The sequence below is a fragment of the Moraxella macacae 0408225 genome, assembly GCF_000320365.1.
Taxonomy (GTDB): domain Bacteria; phylum Pseudomonadota; class Gammaproteobacteria; order Pseudomonadales; family Moraxellaceae; genus Faucicola; species Faucicola macacae.
Window position 1 is genome coordinate 311357 of record NZ_ANIN01000002.1, and the last position, 23417, is coordinate 334773.

Below are 23417 nucleotides of genomic sequence, written 5' to 3' on the forward strand. Positions count from 1 at the left end.
AATTGTTGTCAAAATTTACCAAAAAGTTAGCAAATGATAACAAATTGTTACTATTATAACGCATAAGAGCAATTAATTAAGGTTTTTCGGATAACCTTTGGCAAAATAATGATAAAATGCTTGTTTATAAGGCTAATAATTGTTTTAGTTGTTGACAAGTGGCAAATGGGTTGGATTTTGCCAAAATTGCCGATGCCATTGCCACGCCTGCCACACTGATTTGGTGCGTTTTGAGTTGGTGCTGCAACATGGATAAATTGGTTTCATTAATACCACCGATCAATACAATTGGTAAATCCACTTCATGCACAATTTGAGCCAGCGTTTCCATCTTAAGCGGTTTGGTAAGGCTTTTGGTGGTTGTCTCAAACACGGCACCAACACCCAGATAATTTGCCCCTTGTGTTTTGGCTTGTTTGGCCTCTGATGCGTTTTTTACCGATACGCCAATGATTTTATCCGCCCCTAAGATCCGTCTTGCAACATGACAGGGCATATCCGATTGACCCAAATGCACCCCATCTGCACCAACTGCCAGTGCAATATCCAAACGATCGTTGATCAATAGTGGTATGTTTTTAGCTTGACAAAGATTTTTTATTGCCAGTGCTTGCTCATAAAAGCTTTGCGTGGTGGCGGTTTTTTCTCGAAGTTGCACCATGCTAACGCCGCCCAAAATCGCTTGTTCTACTGCATCAATGAGCGTTGTATGTTTTGGCAAACAAGAGGTATCGGTTACCAAATACAATTGATAAGGGGTGTTAAGAATTGGCATGCTGTTCTCTTTTGTTTAATTTTGTTTTTTAATTTTGTTTTATGAATTGGTTAACCAAACTGTTCTTGGCAAATTGCGATAAATGCTTTGGTAAAACTGCGCACTTCACCATCAGCACGCACAGCAATCCAACTGACGTGTTTGCCAAATATTTCGGTTGGAATTTTTACCAAATTGCGATAATGTTCACCCTCAAATGCCATTTGTGCAATGGTGCCTATACCCATACCAAGTCCTACATAAGTGCTAATCACATCGGCATCCAAGGCAGTTAAGACGATATTTGGCTCAATTTTAGACTGGGCGAACACTTTATCAATAGCCCCACGCCCAGTAAAACCGCCGTGATACGTAACGATCGGATAATCTTTGATAACAGACAAATCATCAATCAACTGCAAATTTGCCAATTCATGTCCAACTGGCACGATAATATGATGATACCAATCATAATAGCGAATACAGTGCAGATTGTCTTTTGCCAACAGTGATTCAGTTGCAATGCCAATATCCGCTTGTCCTTGGGCGACCATATTGGCAATAGACTCAGGATCGGCTTGGTTTAACACCAAACGCACATTGGGAAATTTTTGTTTAAAGCGCTTTATCACCCACGGCAACACATAACGGGCTTGTGTGTGGGTAGTGGCAACAGACAATTCACCTTTGGTTGGGTTTTGAAAATCAAGGGTTAAATTTTCAATGGTGCGAATTTCCACAAAAATCTTTTCAATGTGTGGTAGCAGTTGTTTGCCAATCGGTGTTAAACCAACCAAGCGTTTGCCTTGACGAACAAACACATCGGCACGAAGCTGATTTTCAAGGCTTGCAATGTGTTTGCTTAGGCTTGATTGACTGGTGTGCAAAACTTTGGCGGATTGACTTAAATTATAATTGTTAATCACCGTTTGCCATACGGTTTCCAGTTGTTTTAATTGGATTTGTAAATGTCGCTGATTGATGACAATATTGACCGCCATAAGTTTTGCTGTCCTTTTTTAAACAATTGGCTAAATTTTGAGATTACGATTGTTGATATTGCGATTGTATTACTAAGTTGATTAAGTACTAAGTTGATTAAGTTTATTGGTACTGTTATTGGTACTGTTTATTGATTTTGTAACTGCTGTTTTAAGGCGGTGATGACAATATGCTCCATGGAGACATCAGGGTATTTTTGGGTAAGTTGTTTAAATAATTTTACCGATATTTGTAGATTTAATTCAATGCTTTCACCCATAATTCTTGCCAATTCCACACTGACAATTGCCCACGTATAGCCTAAATACTCAGGTTTTTTTAAATGATCAGAGATCGGCGTAGGATTTGGAATTTTTTTATCATTTTCAATCAGTTGGTGCAAATGCCCAATCACCATCATGCGGGCGTTTGACACAGCATCAGCCATATTTTCACCTGTGATATTCAAATCTGGAATATCGGGCACGGTTACATGATAATTTTTGTCTTTATAAAAAATCGCAATTGGATATTGCATTCTTGCTATTCCTTTAAGTTAAGTGCTTTTTTGCGTTAGCAATTACAAAAAAATCTAATTGGTTAAGTATAGCACAACTTGGCGATAAATTTGTCGCTTTTTGTACGTTTTTGGGTTAAAACTTCGTGTAATATTCGTATAATTTTACATCTATTTGCAAACTTTTTGCAAAAATTTGCAAAAAAAAGAGCCAAAATGCATGATTTGGCATATTTTTGATTTTGTTGTACAAAAAAATCCATTATACTAACAAACTTTAAGTATTAAGCCAAATGTTTGTCATGACCACTAACAACCACAAAACAACTTTAACAAAACCAAAAAAAGCGTGGGGTGATACCCTGTATGCTTATAAAGATAAACGTGCATTGATTATGCTGTTGCTTGGATTTTTTGCAGGCATACCGATTTTATTGATTTTTTCAAGTTTGTCGTTGTGGCTTCGCGAAGCTGGGGTTAATCGCAGTACGGTAACCATGTTTAGTTGGGCGGCTTTGGGTTATTCATTCAAGTTTATCTGGGCACCACTGATTGACAGCATTCCTGTGCCAGTTTTAACCCAAAAGTTAGGCAAGCGCCGTGCGTGGCTATTAACCGCCCAAGCCTTGATTATTGCAGCAATTTTAATCATGGCAAACACAAATCCTGCCAGTCAATCCTTGGTGATTATGGCAACGGGGGCGGTATTGCTTGGTTTTTCATCGGCAACTCAAGACATTGTCATTGATGCGTATCGCATTGAATTGGCAGATGTGTCTATGCAAACGGTTTTGTCCGCAACGTATAATGCAGGCTATCGCATGGGTATGATAGTGGCAGGGGCAGGGGCGTTATTTTTGGCGGAGCTTTTTGGTTCGGTGAAAGGTTTTTATGTGTATCAAGCGTGGCAACATACCTATTTTATCATGGCAGGCGTGATGGGTATGGGTATGGTTACAACCTTGCTGATTTATGAACCAAGCCCCTCAAACATTCACAAAAGCAAAAGTGTACAACAATCCGGTGATTATTTGCGTTTGGTGGCGGTTTTTGTGCTGTCTGTGATAGGTTTTGTGTTAAGTTTTATCGGATTTGGCAAATTACCAAAACCTGGTGATGCATTCGGTGGGTTTTTATTAGAAAGTGTGCAACTGCTTGTCTCGCTTGGTGTGGCTTTAACAATTGGCACAGGGCTTGTTAATTTTGGCTTGGTTAAAAAACAAATTGCAATTGCAACATGGATTGATCCGGTTGTGGATTTTTTTAAACGCTACGGTAAAAAGGCGTTTTTGTTGTTACTGTTAATTGGTTTATATCGTATTTCAGACATTGTTGCAGGCGTGATTTCCAATGTATTTTATGAAGATATGGGCTTTAGCAAAAGTGATATTGCCAAGGCGGTAAAAACCTTCGGAGTTATTATGGTGATTGTTGGCGGTTTTGTTGGCGGTGCGGTTGCACAGCGGTTTCGCATTATGCAGGCTATGATGATAGGCGGTGTGCTTGCATGCTTTACCAACCTTATGTTTGTGGCATTGGCATTGCGTGGGCATGACATTTGGCTCATGTATACGGCGGTGGCGGTGGATAATTTGGCATCGGGTTTGGCAGGGGCGGTTTTTATTGCCTTTTTGTCGGCTTTGACCAACATTCGTTTTACCGCGGTACAATATGCAATTTTTAGCTCGCTTATGACCTTAATTCCTAAGGTTTTGGGCGGTTATTCAGGCATGATTGTTGATGCAAAAGGCTATGCGTGGTTTTTTACTTTTACCACACTGATAGGTTTGCCAATTTTATTGCTGATCTATTTGGTGGACAAAAAAGTCATGTTTGAACCTGATACAACCAAAACACTTAACGCAACAAAAAACCAAACAGAAAACAACCAACATGCAAATTAAAACCTTATTAAAAAACAACTTCGATCATCACCTTAACCGCCAATTATTAATGCACGTTTTGCAAAAAGATCGTACGTTTTTAATCAGTCATGATGATTATTGCTTAACCGATGTTGAATTACAAAATTATCAAGATGGGCTAAATGCGTTAAAAAATGGCAAACCGCTGGCTTATATTGTGGGTTATCAAGGGTTTTGGAAGCATGATTTTTTGGTCAATGCTCATACGCTCATTCCGCGTCCTGATACTGAAATTTTAGTACAAACGGTATTAAATTTTATCAAAACATACACTAAAACATACACGACTGATAAAGACAATACGCCATTGAAACTGTTGGATTTGGGTACAGGCACAGGTTGTATTGGCATTAGTTTGGCAAGTGAATTGCCAAATTGGCAAGTGGTGGCGGTGGATTTTTCGGATCAAGCCTTACACATTGCTAAAAAAAACGCCAAAAACATTGGCACAAACAACATTACTTTTGTAACAAGTGATTGGTTTTGTGCATTACAAGAACAAAAATTTGATGTCATTGTTGCAAACCCTCCGTATATCGATCCCAATGATGAACATTTACAAGATTTAACCGCCGAACCAATCAGGGCTTTGGTTGCAGACAATCAGGGCTTGGCGGATATTGAAACCATTGTCAATCAAGCAAAATTTTACTTGCATGATCAAGGGCTACTTGCAATTGAACATGGTTATAATCAAGGCAAACAGGTACAACAAATTTTTCAGCAAAACAACTTTTGTGGCATTAAAACCGTACAAGATTATGGGTTAAATGATCGGATTACCTTAGGAAGGTTGGCATAAGTTGATTTTGCTTAATGTTTGTTTTTTGTTAAACTGGTTTTTTTGTACTGATTTTTTTGTGGAACTGGTGTCAATTAATTATGAATAAAATTAATTATGAATAAAAATTATGAATGAAACTACCGATTTAAATGCATCTGATACCGCGTTATCCGATAAAGAAATGCTCCGTTATGCTCGTCAGATTTTGTTAGATGGTTGGGATATTGATGCTCAAGTGCGCCTAAAAAATGCCTGCGTGCTGATTGTTGGTGCAGGCGGGCTTGGTTGTCCATTGGCAGAAACTTTGGTAAGAGCAGGGGCAGGCATGGTATATATTGTAGACGATGACTGTATCGACGAAAGCAATTTACAACGCCAATCGTTATTTACTCCAAGCGATGTTGGACAGTCTAAAGCTTGGGTTGCACAGCAAAAATTACAACAAATTAATGATTTTTGTCAAATTTTTGCCTATCAAACCAGACTTACATTGGACACGTATCAACAAATTGATTTTTTTCATTTACAAAGCAAAAATTCAACCAACCGGTATTTAATTTGTGATTGTACAGACAATTTTACCGCTCGCGATCATATCAACCAAATTGCAGTTGGATTAAAGTTGCCACTGTTGTCAGCATCGGCAATTGCTCAAGTGGGACAATTGGCTTTGTTTGAAGCGTATCTTGACATGGGGTGTTATCATTGTTTGTTTGCTGCAAGTTTGTCTGCTACAAAAACCGATACCAATACACAAAACTGCACACAAAACTGTGTAACCAGTGGCGTGCTTGCCAGTACCACGCAGATTATGGGGAATTTGCAGGCTCAAGTGGCCTTGACGTTTTTGGGGCTTGGTAAAAATAGCCTTGCTCAAACCTTATTGCTTTGGCAAGGGCAAACTATTTCTTTACGAAAACTTAAATATAAAAAAGATGAACATTGCCCAGTTTGTAGTAAGATGGCTTGGTAGCAAAATGTTTGACAATAAGTGTAAAAGGCAATTGTAAAAATGACGCAATCTGTATTTAAAAAATCTGCTGTATTTAAAAAATCTGTATTGAAAAAACCGTTAAACATGATTTGGCGAGTGGGGCAAACGGTTCATGTTGCAGGCAAAACAAGCCTGCGTATTGCTCAAGGTGAAAAAATTTCACCAAGTGTGCTTAAACAAAGTTTTGAACAACTTGGCACAACGTACATCAAAATCGGTCAATTTATTGCAAGCACACCGTCTATTTTTCCGCGTGATTATGTGGAGGTTTTTCAAGGGTGTCTTGATAAAACCACGCCGATGTCATATGACTATATTGAAGAAGTGCTACAGAATGAATTACAAAAAGATGGCAAAACCTTAAACGATATTTTTGCCAGTATTGATCCAAAACCACTGGCATCTGCCTCCATTGCACAAGTTCACGCAGCCGTGCTAAAAAATGGCGACAATGTGGTATTAAAAGTACAAAAACCAAATGTTGCTGTTATTATTGACACAGACTTAACCATGTTGTATGGTTTGACAAAGGTTATGGATCTGCTTGCACCATCATTGAAATTTGCCAGTATTTCACCGATCATTGATGAAATTCGGCTAAGAATGAGTGCAGAAACCGATTTTTTACAAGAAGCCAACAATATTGACGATTTTCAAGATTTTTTAACAAGATCCGCCAATCAAAAAGTGGCCGTTCCTAAAGTTTATCACGCGTTAAGCACAAAAAAAGTGTTGGTGATGGAGCGGTTTTTTGGGATTTCTATGCTTGATTGGCTAAACGGTGATAGGGCAACTGCAGATAGGAAAACCATGCACCATTGTCAACGCCCTGATAAGGTTATGGCAAATACGCTTAACACTTGGTTTGACAGTCTGATGATGTGCAACACTTTTCATGCTGATTTGCATGCAGGTAATTTAATGTTGCTCGCTGATGGGCGGATTGGTTTTTTGGATTTTGGCATAGTTGGTAAGCTAAAGCCCAAAGCGTGGCAGGCTTGTGTGTTAATGCTGGATAGTTTTGCCAAAGAAGATTATCACAGCATGGCTTGTCATATGATTGACATGGATATGACCAATAAAGCAGATCTTGCACAAGTGGACGACTTGGCAAACGATTTACGCACGGTTGTAACAACAATTTTGGCTGAAGATAGGCTATTCATTGGCAAGACCATTGATAAAACCGATCCTACCAAACTTAAAAACCACGCTGATGAAATTAACCAAATCTTACTACAGGTGATTGAAGTTGGCAAACGCCACGGCATTCACTTTCCGCGAGATTTTGCCTTATTAACCAAACAATTGTTGTATTTTGACCGTTTTATGAAAGCACTGACTCCTGATATGACCTTGTTTTGTGATGAAAATATCAAAATGCTTAAACAAAAAGCATAAACAAAAATCGTAACGGACAAAAGCGTAAATTTACGCTTAACATTTTAACATTCATCGTCTTTTTGTTGTAGCCACTGCTGATACCAAGCAACAAAATCGGTTGCTTTTTTGTTGTAATAATTTTTATTAATCAAATTTTTTTCGGCATCGCGTTGTTTTTCTAGGGTATTTTTGATATTAACCAACATAAGTTCGGTAATTAAATCACTAATATCGGTAACATTTCGCCTGCATAAATTGGTAAAAAAATCCACCCAATGCACAACCAAACTTTGGCGTAATGCAATTGGCAAGCCTGCCAAAATAAAATGGGCCTTGGCATTGATAACATCAAAATCACTAACCTTAAAATCACCAAGCCTGGCATTGTCATAAACGTGTTGCGTTATCTGTATTTCTAACTGATCCAGTGGCTTTTGAATGCTTTGAATGTGATCGATCAAACAATACGTCGCTTTATCCACAACTTGTTGCCAACCAATTGGTTCAATCGGATATTGCTGTAAATGTTGTTCGGTGCGAGATTGGAGGGCTTGTTCTGCTTGTAAAACCCGCGACAATCGAGCGTGCTCTGATTTTTGTTCGTCATCGGTGGGCTGATAATGCTCATTATACACATCATAAATTGGCATTAAGTCTTGTTTGGCAAGTTTTAGGTGAAAAAATTTGGCTCGATTTGCCCCTGACATTTCAAGAAGATGTTCCACAAAAAAATGATTGGTTTTTTGGTTAATTTTATTGCCAAGAATGCTCGGTTGATATAAAAAACACAATTGTAACAACCGCTCTTTGGTTAGCTCGCTGTTAAAGTTTAACACCATGTCTTGAGTGTTTTGGCGGTTTTTGCGTTTACCAAGTCCTAAACGACTGCGCATTTCTTCACGCAACAGCCAACCATAACTGCCTTTTGGCAATTTTTGGGTTAAAATACCCACGTCTTTGAGTAATTTGGCGCGCTCTTCTGGGCGTTCGGTGTCATAACGCAGGCTTAATACCGAAAAGACATATTGCGACAGTGCAATCGCATTGGCAATTTGACTCTCCATTGCCAATTTACCATACGCTTTGACAAAACTGTCCGGATCGTGATTGTTGGGTAAGGTCAAAAAACGCAATTCACGGCCGTCATTTAACACCGGTAAACCCATTTCCATCGCACGCCAAGCGGCTTTTTGCCCTGCACTATCACCATCAAAACTTAAGGTTAACACAGGGTTTAATTGTAGTAGTTTTTCAATTTGAGCGGTTGCAATTGCCGTTCCCATGCTTGCTACCGCACCATACACGCCTGCTTGGTATAAACTAATCACGTCCATATAACCCTCCACCAAAAGCCAATGTTGGGCTTTGGCAAGGCGTCCTTCGTACAATCCGTATAAAACTTGTTGTTTGTGAAATACAGGCGAGTCGCTTGAATTTATGTATTTTGGCATCACATCGTCTGTCAATGCACGTCCTGCAAAACCAACCACACGCCCTTGATTGTCGCGAATGGGAAAAATTATCCGATCGCGCAATAAATCAAAATCATGGCCTTTTTGTGAGGTTCGCACAAGGCCTAAAATCTTAAGCCCGTCTATATCTCTTGGAAAAGCCTGCTCCAAATGTTGCCAACCGCTTGGTGCATAACCCAAACCAAACACAGCAATGGTTTCATCAGTTAAACCGCGTTGTTTTAAGTAAGCCTTGGCAACCGGGTTTGTTGTCAACTGTTGTTGGTAAAATACAGCCACATGGCTTAATAAATCGTATAAACTGCTTGAACCGTCTGCTTGTTGTGCAATTTCAGCTTCATATTGATAATCAACAGTGCTTTGTTGGTAAGCACTTTGTTGGTAAAAATCTGGGTGATAGGCTTGATTGTAAAAATCGTCATGCCAATTTAGATGAGTCGAATCGGTTAAATTGGCGGTATCGGTGTTGTTGGTAACTGTTTTGCCAATGCTTGTTTTGCCAATGCTGTCATTGTCAATGACATCAGGATTAATTGTCGTAAAATTGGAATTTTGTTCGGTATTTAAATCTGTCTGATGAATTGGTTTTGGTTTGGCTTGCTTGCGTTGATAGGTTTGGTTTTTTGGCAAGGATTGTTTGGGCAATTCAATGCCTGTTTGTTTGGACAACTCTTTTAATGCTTCGCCTGCACTTAGGTTTTCATATTCTTTTAAAAAAGTTAAAGCATTGCCTTTTGCACCACAACCAAAGCAGTTATACAGATTTTTTTGTGGATTAACAAAAAACGATGCGGTTTTTTCGCCATGAAATGGACAACAGCCTTTAAACTCATTGCCAGATCTTTTGAGTTCTACGTGTTTGCCAATGATTTTGACAATATCCGCTTGTTGTAGAATCTGTTCAATAATGTGCTGATCGTTCATGGAAAACTTAAAAATGTATATGAATAAGTCGTGTTAGTTTGGTATCTACATAACACGACTAAAGTACAAGTGTTTAGTTTGTTGTTGGTAACTTTGTTGGTAAATCTTGTGTTTCTTGTGTTTTTGATGTTTCTGGTGCAAGGTGTAAATTTGTTACATCTTGCATATTGTCAGTTTGCGTGTTGCCAATTTGGTTGTTGTCTTGGATTGTGTCTTGATTGATTGCAACGCTATCAGAACTTGTCCCTAATAATCCAAGCGTGGCTTTATTGAGCCAGTTGCGAGCTGTGTGCGTGTTTTCAAGACGTACCGAACCGTCAGCTGCCAATAAATCCGGATAGTTGAGTTTTAGCAACTGTTTGTATTGATTGGCGGTGTCAATTAGACCAAGTTTTTCATAACTGTAGGCTAAAGTAGCAATGGCTTCAGGGGTGGACAAACTTTGTGGGTAATATTGAAAAACCCATTTGGCACGGTTGGCAGATGCCAAGTAGGCTTTACGCTTGATATACCAACGTGCAGCTTCCATTTCATTTTCGGCAAATTGATTGTATAAATAACGCATACGAAGTGCACTATCAGGGGCATATGCACTGTTTGGGTATTTGCTGACAAGCTCTTGAAAATCATTAAACGCCAAACGATAATAACCCACATCACGGTGTGCAGGGTTTAGTTTGGTGTATTTCATGATATTATCACTGGCGGTGTGCATATTGGCAACGCCACGCACATAGTATGCATAAGAAATTTGTGGGTTGGTTGGATAAAGCTCAATAAATTTTTTGGCACTTGTTACTGCATCTTGATAATCACCATGTTGAAAATAAGCGTACATCAAATCAAGCAGTGCTTGTTCGCTATACGCACCAACAGGATAATAGGTGCGTAAATCGTTTAAATTGGCAATGGCTTTGCTATAGTTGCCTTTATTTAGGTTGGCTTTGGCTTCTTGGTAATAAGCCTGTTCGCTTTGTTGCACTTTTGTGGCAGCAATGTCGTCTTTATTGCCAAACAGCGGATTGGATTTTAAACTTTGGCAACCTGTAAGTCCGATAACCAACAGGGCTAATAGCGACGCACTTGTCAATTTTAAGCCAAAATTAGTTAAACCAAAATTAGCACTGGAATCTTGCATAACTTGCATAAAAACCTCGTTTTTATTTTTTACAAAGTTTTATTTACAAAAGTTTTGTAAAAATTATTTATAGATAAATTATTTATAGATAAAAAAATTGGCATAAGTTTATCATGATACGGTATACTTTTAAATCTATTTTTAACCGCTTTTGGAAAAAGTCCATGCAAGAGATGATTAACGCCCAAAATTTTACAGATTTTGACAAACCAAATTCAACGACCATTTGTGAAAATTATCAGCCAAAAGAGCATGAAATTGGTGAACGCATTGATAAAATTGCAGCTTTGGCATTTCATGATTATTCACGCGAGCAGATAAAAACCTGGTTGGATGCAGGCGAGCTTACGGTTAATGGTCTTCCTCAAAAACCAAAATATCGGCTAAAACTGGGTGATACATTGCAATTAAAAGCGGTTTTTATCAAACAACAAGCCGATCTTCCCGAAAACATTGATCTTCATGTTATTTATGAAGATGACAGCGTACTGGTGATTAATAAACCTGCAGGCATGGTGGTGCATGCCGGTGCTGGCAATTGGACGGGGACACTGGTAAATGCGTTGTTATATCATTATCCAAACAGCCGTTTATTGCCACGTGCAGGACTTGTGCATCGCATTGACAAGGACACAACAGGGCTTATGGTCATTGCCAAAGATCACAAGTCTCAATTACATTTGATCAATCAATTAAAAAACAAATCCGTATATCGTCATTATCAAGCCCTTGTGCTGGCAACACACAGTGAACTTGCCAAACATCGCACCATAACAGGATCTATTGCCAGACACCCAGTAGTGCGCACCAAAATGGCGGTTATAGCAACTGGCAAGCCTGCAATCACCCATTTGGATAAAATAGAGCAAATTTGTGATGGGGTATCGCTTGTGAGTATTCGTTTAGAAACAGGGCGGACGCATCAGATCCGAGTACACTTTTCTAACCTTGGTTTTGCGTTGGTTGGTGATCCGGTTTACGGTTCGGATCGGCGTATGGCAATGTTGGCAAAACAGTTAACCGATGACGAAAAAATCCAATTAAATGCGTTCAACCGCCAAGCCTTACACGCTTATGAACTGGGCTTTATCCACCCAAAAACTGGTGAAAGTAGGTTGTTTCAAGCACCAATGCCTGATGATTTACAACTTTTAATTAAAACTTTACGTATTGTATAAATATGTTATAATTAGGTTAAGGTTTAAGCCAATAACCAACAATTATATTACCAACGTTATAAGTTAGTATAATTATAGTTAGTATATAGTTAATAGCTAAAATCAATAAATAAAGGGTATTTTTATGAAACAATGCGTTATTTTTATCAGTTTGTTTTTTGCATTTGGATTAACAGGTTGCAACAACGCTACCGACACTCAACTCACTCAAAAACCTAAACCCAGTACAGAAGATACCGCCGAAAAAGCCAGTACCACTCAAGCACCACCCACATCAGATTCCATACCTACGCTAAAAGTTGCGATGACAGGCAAGGGCGTGCCACTCACCTTTAACGATGCAAAAGGCAACTTAACAGGCATTGATCTTGATATTATCCGTGCTGTTGGCGAGCTTGAGGGGTTTAATGTTGTGCCTGTTCCTGAAAAATGGGAAAATCTGTTTACCAATGTAGAACTTGGTAAATACGACATTGCTTTATCTGGTATTTCGTGGACAGCTGAACGTGCAGGCAAGTATGGACTTAGCAACGGCTACTTTTTTAATCCTGCTTCATTTACCTACAACAGCAAAAAACTTACCAACAAACCTAAAAAATTATCCGATTTATCAGGGCTAAAAGTTGGTGTGTTAAAAGGCTCAAAACACGAAAAAACACTATCTACCGTGCCAAATATTAAACTACAAGTTAGCACCAAAAGTTTTGATAACCTTAATGCAATGGCTCAAGGCGATCTTGATGTGATGGTGCATGATTACCTTAATCTAAAACAATACCAACACGATTACCCAAAACAAAACCTTGTCATAGAAACCTTTGAAACCCCAGATGAAAAGTCTGCTTATCTTGTTATGGTTACCAAAAAAGACAATACTGATTTGTTAAACAAGCTAAACAGTGGTATTGCAAAACTACAAAAAGACGGTACAATTGACAAAATCGTCGCAAAATATATTGATAAATAATTTAAGCAAAATGATTTAAGCAAAATAATTTAATAATTGGCTTAATTAATCATCGTCAACTTAAAGGAATATTTTATGAAAAAACAAGCTATGAAAAAACAAGCCATCATCATTGCCACAATGACAACCGCCCTTACTTTAACCGGTTGTTTTAGCACCACGCACGGCACACAAATGAGTGTGCAACAAGTCAGCAGCACCATTGCACGTCATAAAACCAACGAAGCACAAGTGCGTGCTGCTTTTGGTGAACCTGTTGATACCAAATTCAACAGCAGAACTGGCATCAAACGTTTAACCTTTAAATACGACAACAACTCACAAGTACAAAAAGCATTGGCAGGAGCGGGTGGTGCGATTTTAGGTGGTGTCATCGGTCATCAATTTGGTGGCGGTAGAGGTAAAGATCTTGCAACTGCAACAGGTGCGTTGGCAGGCAGTGCAATTGGTGATAATGCCGTCAATGCACGCAAAATTGAGCAACTGTTAATCGTAGATATTGACACGCGCACAGGGTTGGTTGTGGATTATGAATACCAAGAATTAGGTGGTCGCACACAATCTTGGGGCATTGGTAGTGGTATAGATTCGTTATAATACTTAAAAATACCAAACAGTGTGGCTATTATTTTCAACATAATCCACAAGCTTGTATTTAGGTTCAAATCTAAATAATTCACGTCAGCGAGATTGGTTCGCTGTTGGATTGTCAAGTTTGAACCTTTTTTGTGTATTGAATAAATTGATATCAATATCCGTGAAATGCTATCTGGCTCTAACTGTCTTAACTGTGCCAATTGCTCATATTGCTGTTGTAATTGGGTAGCAGGATTGTTCTGCTCCATCTGTGCCATTTGCTCTGCCATCTCTGGTGGCATTTGCTCTGGTGGTATCTCTGGCATTTGTGGCATGGCAACAGGGGTATATTCAAACTGTTCTATATTCTCTTCTACTTCATCTTCTTGATATTCCCAACCCAATCTGACAATAGCAGTGCCATGTTTCACCACAGAGCGTACAATCTTATCCACCAAAGAAACACGATTAAGCTGAGTATTAAACTGCATGTTTAATATCAAAGCATTTTGCTTGGCTCTTTCTACATCATCAAAAGTTAATGGCTTAACTTCAAACAATTGAGTGGTGGATAAAAATGGTTCAGATAAACTGGGACATCTCCATTCAGCTTGTTTTCTAACCAGCTTAGGTACAACACGACTGCCTTTATGTTTTTTATCCCCAAACTTAGGGGCATTATACAAACCAATCCATCTATCCAAATCAGCCACAAAACTGCTATGACTGCTTTGTGTATTTTGAAAATCTCTTTTTAGTTCATTAAGAGTAGGCTCTTTTTTCCAGTGAGTGAGTTTAGACTTTTTCTCATCATCTTCTTCTGACATCTTTTTAAAATCCATCTGAGATAATTGATTGTCAGATAGTTTGTTTAAGTCATCTAGTTTCATTAAATAAATCCTCTTTGGTTAAACCAGTCATGATTATAAGAGCTATCCACATCTATGCCTTGGTTTGTTAGCATTTGTATTTCCGCTTGATACTTTTGCATATACCTAGCACTTTCATTCACATCTCCATCTAATTGATTAACGATAGAAGTAAATAAACGAGAAGCAATAAAATAAACCAAGGCATTAACATAACTTAGTGGCAATTGAATATTGGCATCTTTATCAATATCCTTTTGAGTAAGTGTTCTGTGCTTGGCTTGATACTCTACTGTAATGGGTATTTGCATTATTCTTGGATTGGTGAGTATCACTTCATTGACTGAGATAAGCTGATAATCTTCATAAGGCTTTAGTATTTCTTCTCCTTGTTTTAAATATAAAATCTCAACAAAGTCATCTGTCAATATGGCTATCTTATTTAACTTAGGGTCAGTCTCTAACTTCTTTTTCTTTAATACAAACCTAGTAAACAAATCAGTCAAACCAGCATTGATAGAGCGTAATACTATCTCTTGTCTGTTATCTTTAATCTTATAGTTATCCACCAAAGCCAAGTTAGATAACTCACCACTGGCTAATAAATCTAATAACTCAGATACTCTAATCATTTTATCTCCTAATACACATAACTGTGATAAGCACTCTTAGGCTCACTAAAATCTACATTAGACCAAATACTATTATCAGTCTTAGGCAATGATATTTTCTCACTGGGTAACCAAATATCCATCATAGCCAATTGACTGATGGTATCTAATCCATCATCATGCTTACTTCTAAATCCACCAACACTGGCTTGAGAAAGCTCTAGCATTAGCTCTTTTAGCACCATGGTATATCTTTTATCAACAGGAAAGTAAAAACGCTTTAGCTTAAAGTCTGGTACTACCAAGTTAAATCTTTCTAGCTTAGAGTTATTAGGCTTTAAACCAAGTGAGCCATCTTTACTATTACTTGCTAACGTAAACCAGATATTACGGCTAAACATTTCTCTTTGTATCCAAGGGATAAATCCACCTTGTTGTCCAGAGACTTCTATCCCCACACTCTGTGGGTTATACTCTGAAACCAAGCGAAATAAATCATCAATATTCTTATCCATGGTTTGTCTTGCACAAATGCCATCTACCCAAAAGTAATAGCCTTTATGATTAACAGCCCATACAGAGATAAAAGAATAATCCGCACTTTCTTTTTCACTGGTTGCAAAGTCAGTGGTGATATAAAAATTAAAGGCATCTTTTTTATCCATTAAATGACTTAACTGAAACCAGTTAATATCACTGTCCATAATCAACTTATCATCATCACTCATAATCTGTAGCATAAGCTCTTGATAAAACCCATCTACTTTACCTTGAGCCATAGATTTATCATACATCTCTTTGACATACTCATAAGTAAATCTGTCTTCCCAAGCTCCTTTAAATTCTTGTTTATCACAAGGAAACTTCTCACAAACTGGATAGACATTAACAGTCCAAGCTCCACTTTCTACTGCTTCATACAAAGGGTCATTCCCATTAAAAGGTGTACCTAACCAAATGGTTTTTTGTCTGGTTGGGTGCATGGCATAAGCAACAGCTTTATGCACTGTCTCTTTAATGGCTTCTAATACGGTAGGACTTCTTGCGTCATCATCAGAAACCAAGTCATCTAAAATAGCTAACTGTGGTCTTTTACCTTGCTCTTTTACCCCACGAATACCAGACTTAGCACCATAAGCCTTTACTATAAAAGTACTACCAGCAATGTTTTCAAACTCCCATCTGATGTCTGTAAACTTAATCTTAGGCACATACTTTTTTAAAAACTCACTATTTTCCCATCTACTCTCTAAGTTTTTACGCATGGACTTAACACCGTTATCTATACTGTCTGATAGATAAACCGCTAAGTTTACTTTACCCAAACTAGGTAATTCCCCATACACAGCCAGATATAAAAACAAATACTCAGCCATTAAAGTAGTCTTAGCTGCTCCACGCCAAACCAAGTTAGCAACATGCTTATTATCTGTAATTAAATTATCCAGCATACGATAATGCACTACAGGGGTAGTATTTTCTTCCCCCTCACTGCCGTTAACGAGCTTAATAAAATTGACAAATTCCAATGCAAATTGACTGGGTGTGTAATTGCCATAGTTAGAATAATCTACTTCATTTAACCACTCTTGTACTGTCTTACTCATCACTAATTACCTCAGCTATTAACTTAGTCTCAGCCACTTGTTTAACATCAATCACACCTGCTTCTATCATTCTTTTTTGTTGGCTTGCTAACTGAGCAGTGATATCTCTTAACTGCTGGATTTCATCATTATTTTTTAAACCAATATCCAATTCTACTTTCTTAACTTCTGGTGGTTTTAAATGAATAAGCAAAGAGTTAGCCGCATCACTTCTTACCTTTTCACTGTTAGCAGTCATCATCAATTCTGCTTGTACATTGATAGCCTTTTGATATAAGTCTTGATTGATAATCCAGCTAGGTATCATGGATTGTTCCATAATCTTATTAACAAGCTGAGACTTGTTATACATGGCTATATGACTGCTCATCTCTTTAGCTGAGTAACCCTTATTCACCATGGATTGGTATCTATCAGGAAAGGTTTTAATGTAACTGTCAATATTAGTACTACCCATCAATTTATGCGTACAATACTTCACTGCATTTAAATACTCATCAATGCTATATCTACCATCGTTTAATACTTCTGAATAACCCAAAAAGTTATCACGATAGGCAGTGTGATTGTCAGGGTCATTAATTGCGTTGTTAATATTATCTAGCACTTCTTGGCTTATTCTGTTTTCATACTTTCTAGGCAAGGCTCTTTTTAATACATCTAAAGTTAAAGTCATAATAGCTCCTTAATAAAAATCACTACATAGATTAAAACAAAACCATTAAGGCAACATAAATACAATTGACAAAATTAACTAAACTATATAAAGTTTATAAATATCATCTGCGTACTTTGTACGCTTTCGTGCCTAAGTTACATTAAAAGTAATATCAACTTTTTGTGCTTAAGTATAAATAGGTTTTTGGTATATCCTTACCTGTCAAATACAAAAATTCCAAAATACCCCTCCCAGTTCTTTGAGTAAAAAAGGATTGTTAACTGTCTTTATTTATAATCTTTTATTTTTTTTATTTAAGTAATTTAAAAAGAAAAACACAAGTTTTTGTTGTGCGTTATTGCGTTGCAATTAACGTGGCTTTAGCCATAACATCAATTTTTAACAACAGAGGTATTTACTATGGAACTAATTTCAGCGGTTATGAAAGCACTAACAAAAGCACTGGTAGACGCATTAGGAGCTATTACACGTTTGTTTCGTTTACTCAATCTTGGTATGGGGCAAGTAGCAGATGTACAAATGAAAATGTTAACTGGTAAAGATAGTGAGGAATTAACAAAAGAGGACGTCAACAAAGTATTAGAACGTCATAAAATGATATTTGGCGAGGAATAGTCTATATTCCAGCAATAAAAAATAACCATCAGTCCTTATGGATTGGTGGTTATTTTTTTTTAGCTTTTTACGACACAAGAAAAACCCATATATAAATACACACAGCTAAATCGTGTTTTCTTTAATTGGTTTAGCAATCACACAAGCTACACAAACAACACAAGCCAAAGACAGTACAGGCACGTTAGCTCTCTTGAAACTTTCTAGAAACTGTTAAATCTTATTTCACCCAACCTGTCAGTCTCTAGCCTGTACTGTCTTTGGAAAGTACCTACACACTTCCTTGTAAATTCCCTGTGTGATTTGCTGTGTGCTGTGCTGTGTGTTAATGCTTGCGCATTTATCACGGTCTCAATCACGGTGATTGAGACTGTCCATTCATTTAGTGCCTAACAAGGCTAAGGAGACAGACATGTCACTTCGCAACAAATCACCAAAATCCAATGACCAGTCAGCTGACAAAGCTCAGCACTACCTAAATGTTTACTTTGACGGTAAACAGATTGGTTATATGGTCATAGACAAGGTGGAGGAATTGGTTACTGCTTGTCAGCAAGACGAGGAATTTGCAAACCGCATGATTAAAGCATGCACAGCAACTTACCGTCAAGCTGGCACTAAGCAACCACTTGACCTTAGTGATATCTAAAGGTCAATTCCATCAAGTTTCACAAAAACCATGACAAGCAATTGTCATGGTTTTTTTATTTACCAATAAAAGGACAGTTTAGTCATGAAAAATTACATCATAGTAGACATTCATTCAATCGTAGTAATCATCAGAGCTGAGAACCATAAAGAAGCTATGACCTACTGCCGTGAGAATGACATCAAACCTATGTACATCAGAGAGCAAGCCAAACTATAAAAAGTAAACCCAGTGTAGAAATACATTGGGTTTATTTTTTTCATTTATCCTACCAAGGAGACAGTCTAATGAACCAATCACAAATAGAAAAACTACTACATATTAAACACTTAGAAAATGAATTAAAAACAGACATATCTAATTCATATGAAAGTGAAATAATCAAAGCAAAACAAGCCATAATTAAATGGTGTAACATAAAAGAATGGGACAGTAAAAACGATAGAAAATACTTTGTATCTTTCTTGGATTTAAACAGTCTCATTCTTAACATACTCACTAAGACAGTTTTATACTGCCAAAAGCCTATGCCATTTGTAAGCATAGCTTCTATGATAAACATAGGCTTTACAGACAAGATGGATAACATAAGAACTGTCAGTGAATTACTAGCCTTACTAGAACCTATGGGCATATATACCATAGACGATAACAGAATGATTGAAGCCTTAATCATGCCTAGTAAAGAGTTAGAAACCAAACTACACCATGCTTGTTTTATCCCACCAATGATAGAGAAACCAGACACACTGTATCGTAATAATGACTGTGGTCTTAAAACCATAGACAAGGACAGTTTAATCCTTGGTTTTAATGAAAACTATCATACTAAAAATATAAGCCTAGATGTACTAAACACACTCAATAACAATGAGTATGAATTAGACATGTACATCATTTCTAACTTTGAAAAACCAGTAGTAGCAAATACAGAGTTAGAACTCACTACTTGGGAAAACTTTAAAGAACAATTCACTGTCTTTGTTAAACACTTAACGGATAAGACATTCTATCTAACTCACAAAGTAGATAAACGAGGCAGAGTATATTCCCAAGGCTATCATTTCAATACTCAAGGCAGTAGCTTTGAGAAAGCATGTATCAATCTTAAACATAAAGAACTCATCACAGGAGAGCTATAATGCAACACTTCAATCCAATGCAATACCTAGCAATAGACATAGCCAATCACTTTGGTTTAGATAAACAAACCTATGACCAAAGAATTGACTGGGTAAAAGCTAATCTAGATGACTTAGAAAGTTATCAAGATAAAGCAGAAGAACCCATACTCTTTGCTAAATCAGTTAAAGCATTAAGAGACAGTCAGTTAGGTATTAAAACAGGGCATACAGTAGCTTTAGACAGTGTTAACTCAGGACTACAGCTAATGAGCGTTATAATGCGTTGTAAGCGTGGTTGTGAGTTAACTGGACTAATAGACCAAGACACTCGTTCAGACGCTTATACAGCCATTACAGAGCGTATGAATGCCCTATTAAAACAAGACGGTATAGATGAAATTACTGTAACCAGAAAACAAGCTAAAGACGCTTGTATGACTTGGGCTTATGGTAGCAAAGCTGTACCTAAAAGAGTATTTGGTGAGCTGGTAAATTACTTTTACTTAGCCATAGAAAATGAATTCAAAGGAGCATTAGAATTAAAAGATATATTACAAGACAGTTGGAATAAATATGCATTAAGCCATTCTTGGTTTATGCCTGACAATCATTATGTATTTGTACCAGTGATGGAAAAGTCATATAAACGGTATAAAATCACGGAGATAAACTATATGCCAACAGTAATAGTAAATGAAAACATAGGCACTGATTTTGGTATTAGCAACATAGCTAATGCCATTCATTCAATTGACGCTTATGTATTAAGAACCTTAGTGAGATACTGTAATTATCACAAAGGTAAAATTAAGCATTTTATGTCTTTAGTAGATAACGTAGTTTATAAAGATGTTGTTATAAACGATGATATACAAAGATATAAAAACACTGGTATTGCTGATATTAGTTTCATAAATAATATCAATGAAGATAATATAAAACACTACCCAGTAGAGTTAATAAACCAGCTATATAATAAATGCTTAATGTTGTTAGAACATGAACCATTTGAGCTTATTACCATTCATGATAGTTTTGCATGTAGTCCTATACATTGTAATAGATTACGTCATTACTACAATGTCATCTTAGCTGAGCTGTCTAACAGTACAGTTATTGATGATATTTGCAATCAATTATTTGGTGATATAGCTACCATTAAAAAAGGAGGAGCTATCTATAATGAAATCTTAAATAGCAACTATGCTTTATCTTAATTGGTTTGCTTCCGCACTTTGTGCGTTGTTGTGGCTAATAAATAACTATCCATTTGGGTAGTTATTTTTTTTTATAAGGAGCAATGAAATGGCTATCAAATTAACGCAACCTGAAATTAACTGGTTTGCCAGTGAATATACAAGTGGACGTACTTTAGAGGAAATGGCTATTGATGTAGGCTGTTCTAAACAAAACGTTAAAAGAGCTTTAGCAGAAGCAGGCATTTATTACTTAACTTGGTACAAAACCAAGCAAGAAGACTTAATGCTTAAACACTTAAGACAAAAAGGCATTACCAACATAAACCAGTTAAAAGGAGTAATCTAATGCAATGTACTTTAAAACAAGCAGGACAGTTTATTCCTATGCTAATGAAGCATAACATCACCCCTTTTTTACATGGCAGTCCTAGTACAGGTAAGTCATCTATTGTTAAACAGATAGCGGATAAATTTAATCTAGAGCTAATAGATGTACGTCTATCACAGATAGAACCACAGGATTTACTTGGCTTACCTAACTTTGATAAAGACAAAGTAACTTATATCCCTATGGATACTTTTCCAATCCAGTCAGATAAAGTACCCAGTAATAAAAAGGGTTGGTTACTGTTTTTAGATGAAGCCAATGGAGCTAGTCATAGTGTACAGATGGCAAGTTATAAGCTGATATTGGATAGAGAAGTAGGTAATCATAAATTACACGATAAATGCTTTATCATCGCAGCTGGTAACTTAGATACAGACAATGCCATTACCAATACCATGTCATCAGCTTTAATCAGTCGTATGGCTCATTTTTATGTAGAGCTTACTGCTGATGATTGGATTGAATGGGCTAGTGAGAATGGAATAGACAGTCGTATTGTCTCTTACATTGGTTTTAAAAACTCTCACTTATCACAGTTTAATCCAGATAATACAGAGCCATATGCCAGTCCTAGGACATGGGAAATGCTGTCTAAAGTGATTAAAGACACAGAAGTAAACCATGACATACAACCACTCTTATATAGTCTAATTGGTAATGTCCAAACAGAGTTTATTGCTTTTTGTCAGTTATTTAATGACGATGATGATGACTTTTTAGAAGCCTTAGCAGATGAATTGGCATTGCTTGCAGATGCATCTTTAGTCAATAAATCCTATGGCTTAACCCAAGAAGCAGTCAGAACATTGGTACAGTACAAACTAGATTGTGAAAAGTTATCTACCACTTATTCAGATATGGAAGTCATTAAAAAATCTGAATTAGAACACAGATACTTTAAAGTACTAAAACTTGCTGGTGCTTATGCTTTTATTGATGGAGCTAAAGAGATTACGCCACAGTATATTGAGTATGCCATTGCATTGGCTCAAGACAGTGGTAAAGCATTTGAAAACTTAATGACACCACAGCGTAGTTATGTCAAGTTAGCCAAGTATCTAGCAGAATATAAAGGAGAAGTTACCTTAGCAGATTTAGATGAAGACTTACCATCTTTCCGGGGTAGTAAAGCTCAAAAAGATGAAATGATTATGATGGCTACAGCATGGGGATATAAAAATAACATAGTGATTAAAAAGTCCTACATGGAAAGCATTATGTTTTTATATGCTGATAGCATTGAAGAAACCAATCTAAATGAAATGATTATTAGCTATACCAACAATGTTGATATGACCACTGGATATCGTAATGAACTGGTTAGCTTTACTAAGCTAGATAAGCTATTTACAGCCAATGGATATCATTGGTTAAACCATCATGTCAAAGATAACTACCGTAAAGAAGATAATGCCATTACTGGTTTTAATTTACTGGTTTTAGATGTTGATGGTACTTGCAGTTTGGCGTCAGCCAAACTGCTTATGAAAAAGTATAAAGCCATCTATTACACCACTAAATCCAGTACAGATAAGAATAATAGATTTCGTATTATTCTGCCCATGAACTACACCTTAAAGTTAGATGCCAAAGACTATAAGGAATTTTACAAAAATATCATTAAAGATTTACCCTTTGAAGTAGATGAACAGTGTTCTCATCGTACTAAAAAGTGGTTAAGCCATGGAGAATTAGATGATGATGAAGTAACCAATCTTACCAAAACAGATGGTGAATTATTTGATGTATTGCCTTACATTCCTAAGTCAGCTAAGAATGATGAAAGAGAAAAACTTTACACTGAACAATCAGACTTAGATAACTTAGAAAGATGGGTAATGAATAACATAGGTGATGGTAATCGCAATAATATGTTATTACGCTATGCTCTTATATTATTGGACAATAACTTTAGATTTGAAACCATCAAAGAAAAGACCATTGCTTTGAATAATAAACTGGCTGATAAACTTAGTGAAATAGAACTGGCTAATACTGTATTTCATACAGTAGCAGACAGAATGGCAAGTCAAGGTAAACTCACAGCATAAATCCCCAATTGCGGACTTTGTCCGCTTTTGTG

Annotated in this window: 22 protein-coding genes; 13 read left to right on the forward strand and 9 right to left on the reverse strand. The window is 37.0% G+C overall.

The genetic code is table 11. The features are described from left to right. Window positions 1–124: 124 nt before the first annotated feature. The 3 genes from thiE to MOMA_RS06925 form a co-directional block, all read right to left on the reverse strand. Window positions 125–775, reverse strand: a complete 651-nt coding sequence (thiE, locus tag MOMA_RS06915; protein WP_009501805.1) for a thiamine phosphate synthase — start codon at window positions 773–775, stop codon at window positions 125–127. Between the two features lie 50 nt (window positions 776–825). Further along, complete coding sequence (locus tag MOMA_RS06920; protein ID WP_009501806.1) at window positions 826–1755, reverse strand: LysR substrate-binding domain-containing protein; 930 nt, start codon at window positions 1753–1755, stop codon at window positions 826–828. Between the two features lie 128 nt (window positions 1756–1883). Next, on the reverse strand, window positions 1884–2273 hold the full coding sequence (locus MOMA_RS06925) for a type II toxin-antitoxin system HicB family antitoxin (RefSeq protein WP_009501807.1): 390 nt from the start codon (window positions 2271–2273) through the stop codon (window positions 1884–1886). Between the two features lie 272 nt (window positions 2274–2545). Here MOMA_RS06925 and MOMA_RS06935 point away from each other — a divergent pair, with 272 nt between their 5' ends. From MOMA_RS06935 to MOMA_RS06950, 4 genes are all read left to right on the forward strand, one after another. Then, window positions 2546–4156 carry an AmpG family muropeptide MFS transporter gene (locus tag MOMA_RS06935; RefSeq protein WP_009501809.1) on the forward strand — a complete coding sequence of 537 codons (1611 nt, stop codon included), beginning with the start codon at window positions 2546–2548 and terminating at the stop codon, window positions 4154–4156. Further along, window positions 4146–4979 (forward strand): peptide chain release factor N(5)-glutamine methyltransferase, encoded by an 834-nt coding sequence (gene prmC / locus MOMA_RS06940; protein WP_009501810.1) that lies wholly within the window; start codon window positions 4146–4148, stop codon window positions 4977–4979. Before MOMA_RS06935 ends, prmC begins: the two co-directional genes overlap by 11 nt. A 109-nt stretch (window positions 4980–5088) precedes the next feature. Next, on the forward strand, window positions 5089–5934 hold the full coding sequence (locus MOMA_RS06945; RefSeq protein WP_009501811.1) for a HesA/MoeB/ThiF family protein: 846 nt from the start codon (window positions 5089–5091) through the stop codon (window positions 5932–5934). 39 nt (window positions 5935–5973) lie between these two features. Next, window positions 5974–7356 carry an ABC1 kinase family protein gene (locus MOMA_RS06950; RefSeq protein WP_009501812.1) on the forward strand — a complete coding sequence of 461 codons (1383 nt, stop codon included), beginning with the start codon at window positions 5974–5976 and terminating at the stop codon, window positions 7354–7356. A gap of 44 nt (window positions 7357–7400) precedes the next feature. Here the strand turns inward: MOMA_RS06950 and MOMA_RS06955 are convergent, their stop codons facing one another. Beyond that, window positions 7401–9734 carry a DNA primase gene (locus MOMA_RS06955; protein WP_009501813.1) on the reverse strand — a complete coding sequence of 778 codons (2334 nt, stop codon included), beginning with the start codon at window positions 9732–9734 and terminating at the stop codon, window positions 7401–7403. A 73-nt stretch (window positions 9735–9807) separates the two neighbouring features. Next, entirely contained in the window at window positions 9808–10881 is a 1074-nt protein-coding gene (locus MOMA_RS06960) for an outer membrane protein assembly factor BamD (RefSeq protein ID WP_009501814.1), read from the reverse strand. Between the two features lie 155 nt (window positions 10882–11036). Between MOMA_RS06960 and MOMA_RS06965 the strand changes: the two genes are divergently transcribed. The 3 genes from MOMA_RS06965 (at window position 11037) to MOMA_RS06975 (ending at window position 13614) form a co-directional block, all read left to right on the forward strand. Next, entirely contained in the window at window positions 11037–12050 is a 1014-nt protein-coding gene (locus tag MOMA_RS06965) for an RluA family pseudouridine synthase (protein WP_009501815.1), read from the forward strand. Between the two features lie 124 nt (window positions 12051–12174). Beyond that, a complete protein-coding gene (locus MOMA_RS06970; protein ID WP_009501816.1) occupies window positions 12175–13017 on the forward strand; it encodes an ABC transporter substrate-binding protein in 843 nt (280 codons plus the stop codon). A gap of 75 nt (window positions 13018–13092) precedes the next feature. Next, window positions 13093–13614: a glycine zipper 2TM domain-containing protein gene (locus MOMA_RS06975; protein ID WP_009501817.1), complete on the forward strand. Its 522-nt coding sequence runs from the start codon at window positions 13093–13095 to the stop codon at window positions 13612–13614. Here the strand turns inward: MOMA_RS06975 and MOMA_RS06980 are convergent. Genes MOMA_RS06980 through MOMA_RS06995 form a run of 4 tightly spaced genes read right to left on the reverse strand, consistent with a single transcriptional unit; the run spans window position 13545 to window position 17356 of the window. After that, a complete protein-coding gene (locus MOMA_RS06980) occupies window positions 13545–14483 on the reverse strand; it encodes a portal protein (protein WP_009501818.1) in 939 nt (312 codons plus the stop codon). The two genes, MOMA_RS06975 and MOMA_RS06980, sit on opposite strands and share 70 nt — an antisense overlap. Further along, window positions 14483–15094, reverse strand: a complete 612-nt coding sequence (locus tag MOMA_RS06985; protein WP_009501820.1) for a hypothetical protein — start codon at window positions 15092–15094, stop codon at window positions 14483–14485. Before MOMA_RS06985 ends, MOMA_RS06980 begins: the two co-directional genes overlap by 1 nt. Window positions 15095–15102: 8 nt before the next feature. Next, the gene (locus tag MOMA_RS06990) at window positions 15103–16680 is read right to left on the reverse strand and encodes a phage protein (protein ID WP_009501821.1); all 1578 of its coding nucleotides are present in this window, start codon (window positions 16678–16680) and stop codon (window positions 15103–15105) included. Beyond that, window positions 16673–17356 (reverse strand): hypothetical protein, encoded by a 684-nt coding sequence (locus tag MOMA_RS06995; RefSeq protein WP_009501822.1) that lies wholly within the window; start codon window positions 17354–17356, stop codon window positions 16673–16675. The genes MOMA_RS06990 and MOMA_RS06995 overlap by 8 nt, the downstream gene beginning before the upstream one ends. A gap of 402 nt (window positions 17357–17758) precedes the next feature. On the opposite strand from MOMA_RS06995, the gene MOMA_RS07000 reads away from it, so the two are divergent. The 6 genes from MOMA_RS07000 (at window position 17759) to MOMA_RS07030 (ending at window position 23385) form a co-directional block, all read left to right on the forward strand. Next, entirely contained in the window at window positions 17759–17974 is a 216-nt protein-coding gene (locus MOMA_RS07000) for a hypothetical protein (RefSeq protein WP_009501823.1), read from the forward strand. A 412-nt stretch (window positions 17975–18386) separates the two neighbouring features. Further along, window positions 18387–18623, forward strand: a complete 237-nt coding sequence (locus tag MOMA_RS07005) for a hypothetical protein (protein WP_009501824.1) — start codon at window positions 18387–18389, stop codon at window positions 18621–18623. A gap of 287 nt (window positions 18624–18910) precedes the next feature. Further along, window positions 18911–19765, forward strand: coding sequence for a hypothetical protein (locus MOMA_RS07010; RefSeq protein WP_009501825.1), 855 nt, complete (start codon window positions 18911–18913; stop codon window positions 19763–19765). Then, window positions 19765–20964 (forward strand): DNA-directed RNA polymerase, encoded by a 1200-nt coding sequence (locus MOMA_RS07015; RefSeq protein ID WP_009501826.1) that lies wholly within the window; start codon window positions 19765–19767, stop codon window positions 20962–20964. The genes MOMA_RS07010 and MOMA_RS07015 overlap by 1 nt, the downstream gene beginning before the upstream one ends. Before the next feature lie 88 nt (window positions 20965–21052). Next, window positions 21053–21292, forward strand: a complete 240-nt coding sequence (locus MOMA_RS07020) for a hypothetical protein (protein ID WP_009501827.1) — start codon at window positions 21053–21055, stop codon at window positions 21290–21292. Further along, a complete protein-coding gene (locus MOMA_RS07030; RefSeq protein WP_009501828.1) occupies window positions 21292–23385 on the forward strand; it encodes an AAA family ATPase in 2094 nt (697 codons plus the stop codon). The genes MOMA_RS07020 and MOMA_RS07030 overlap by 1 nt, the downstream gene beginning before the upstream one ends. Window positions 23386–23417: the final 32 nt, after the last annotated feature.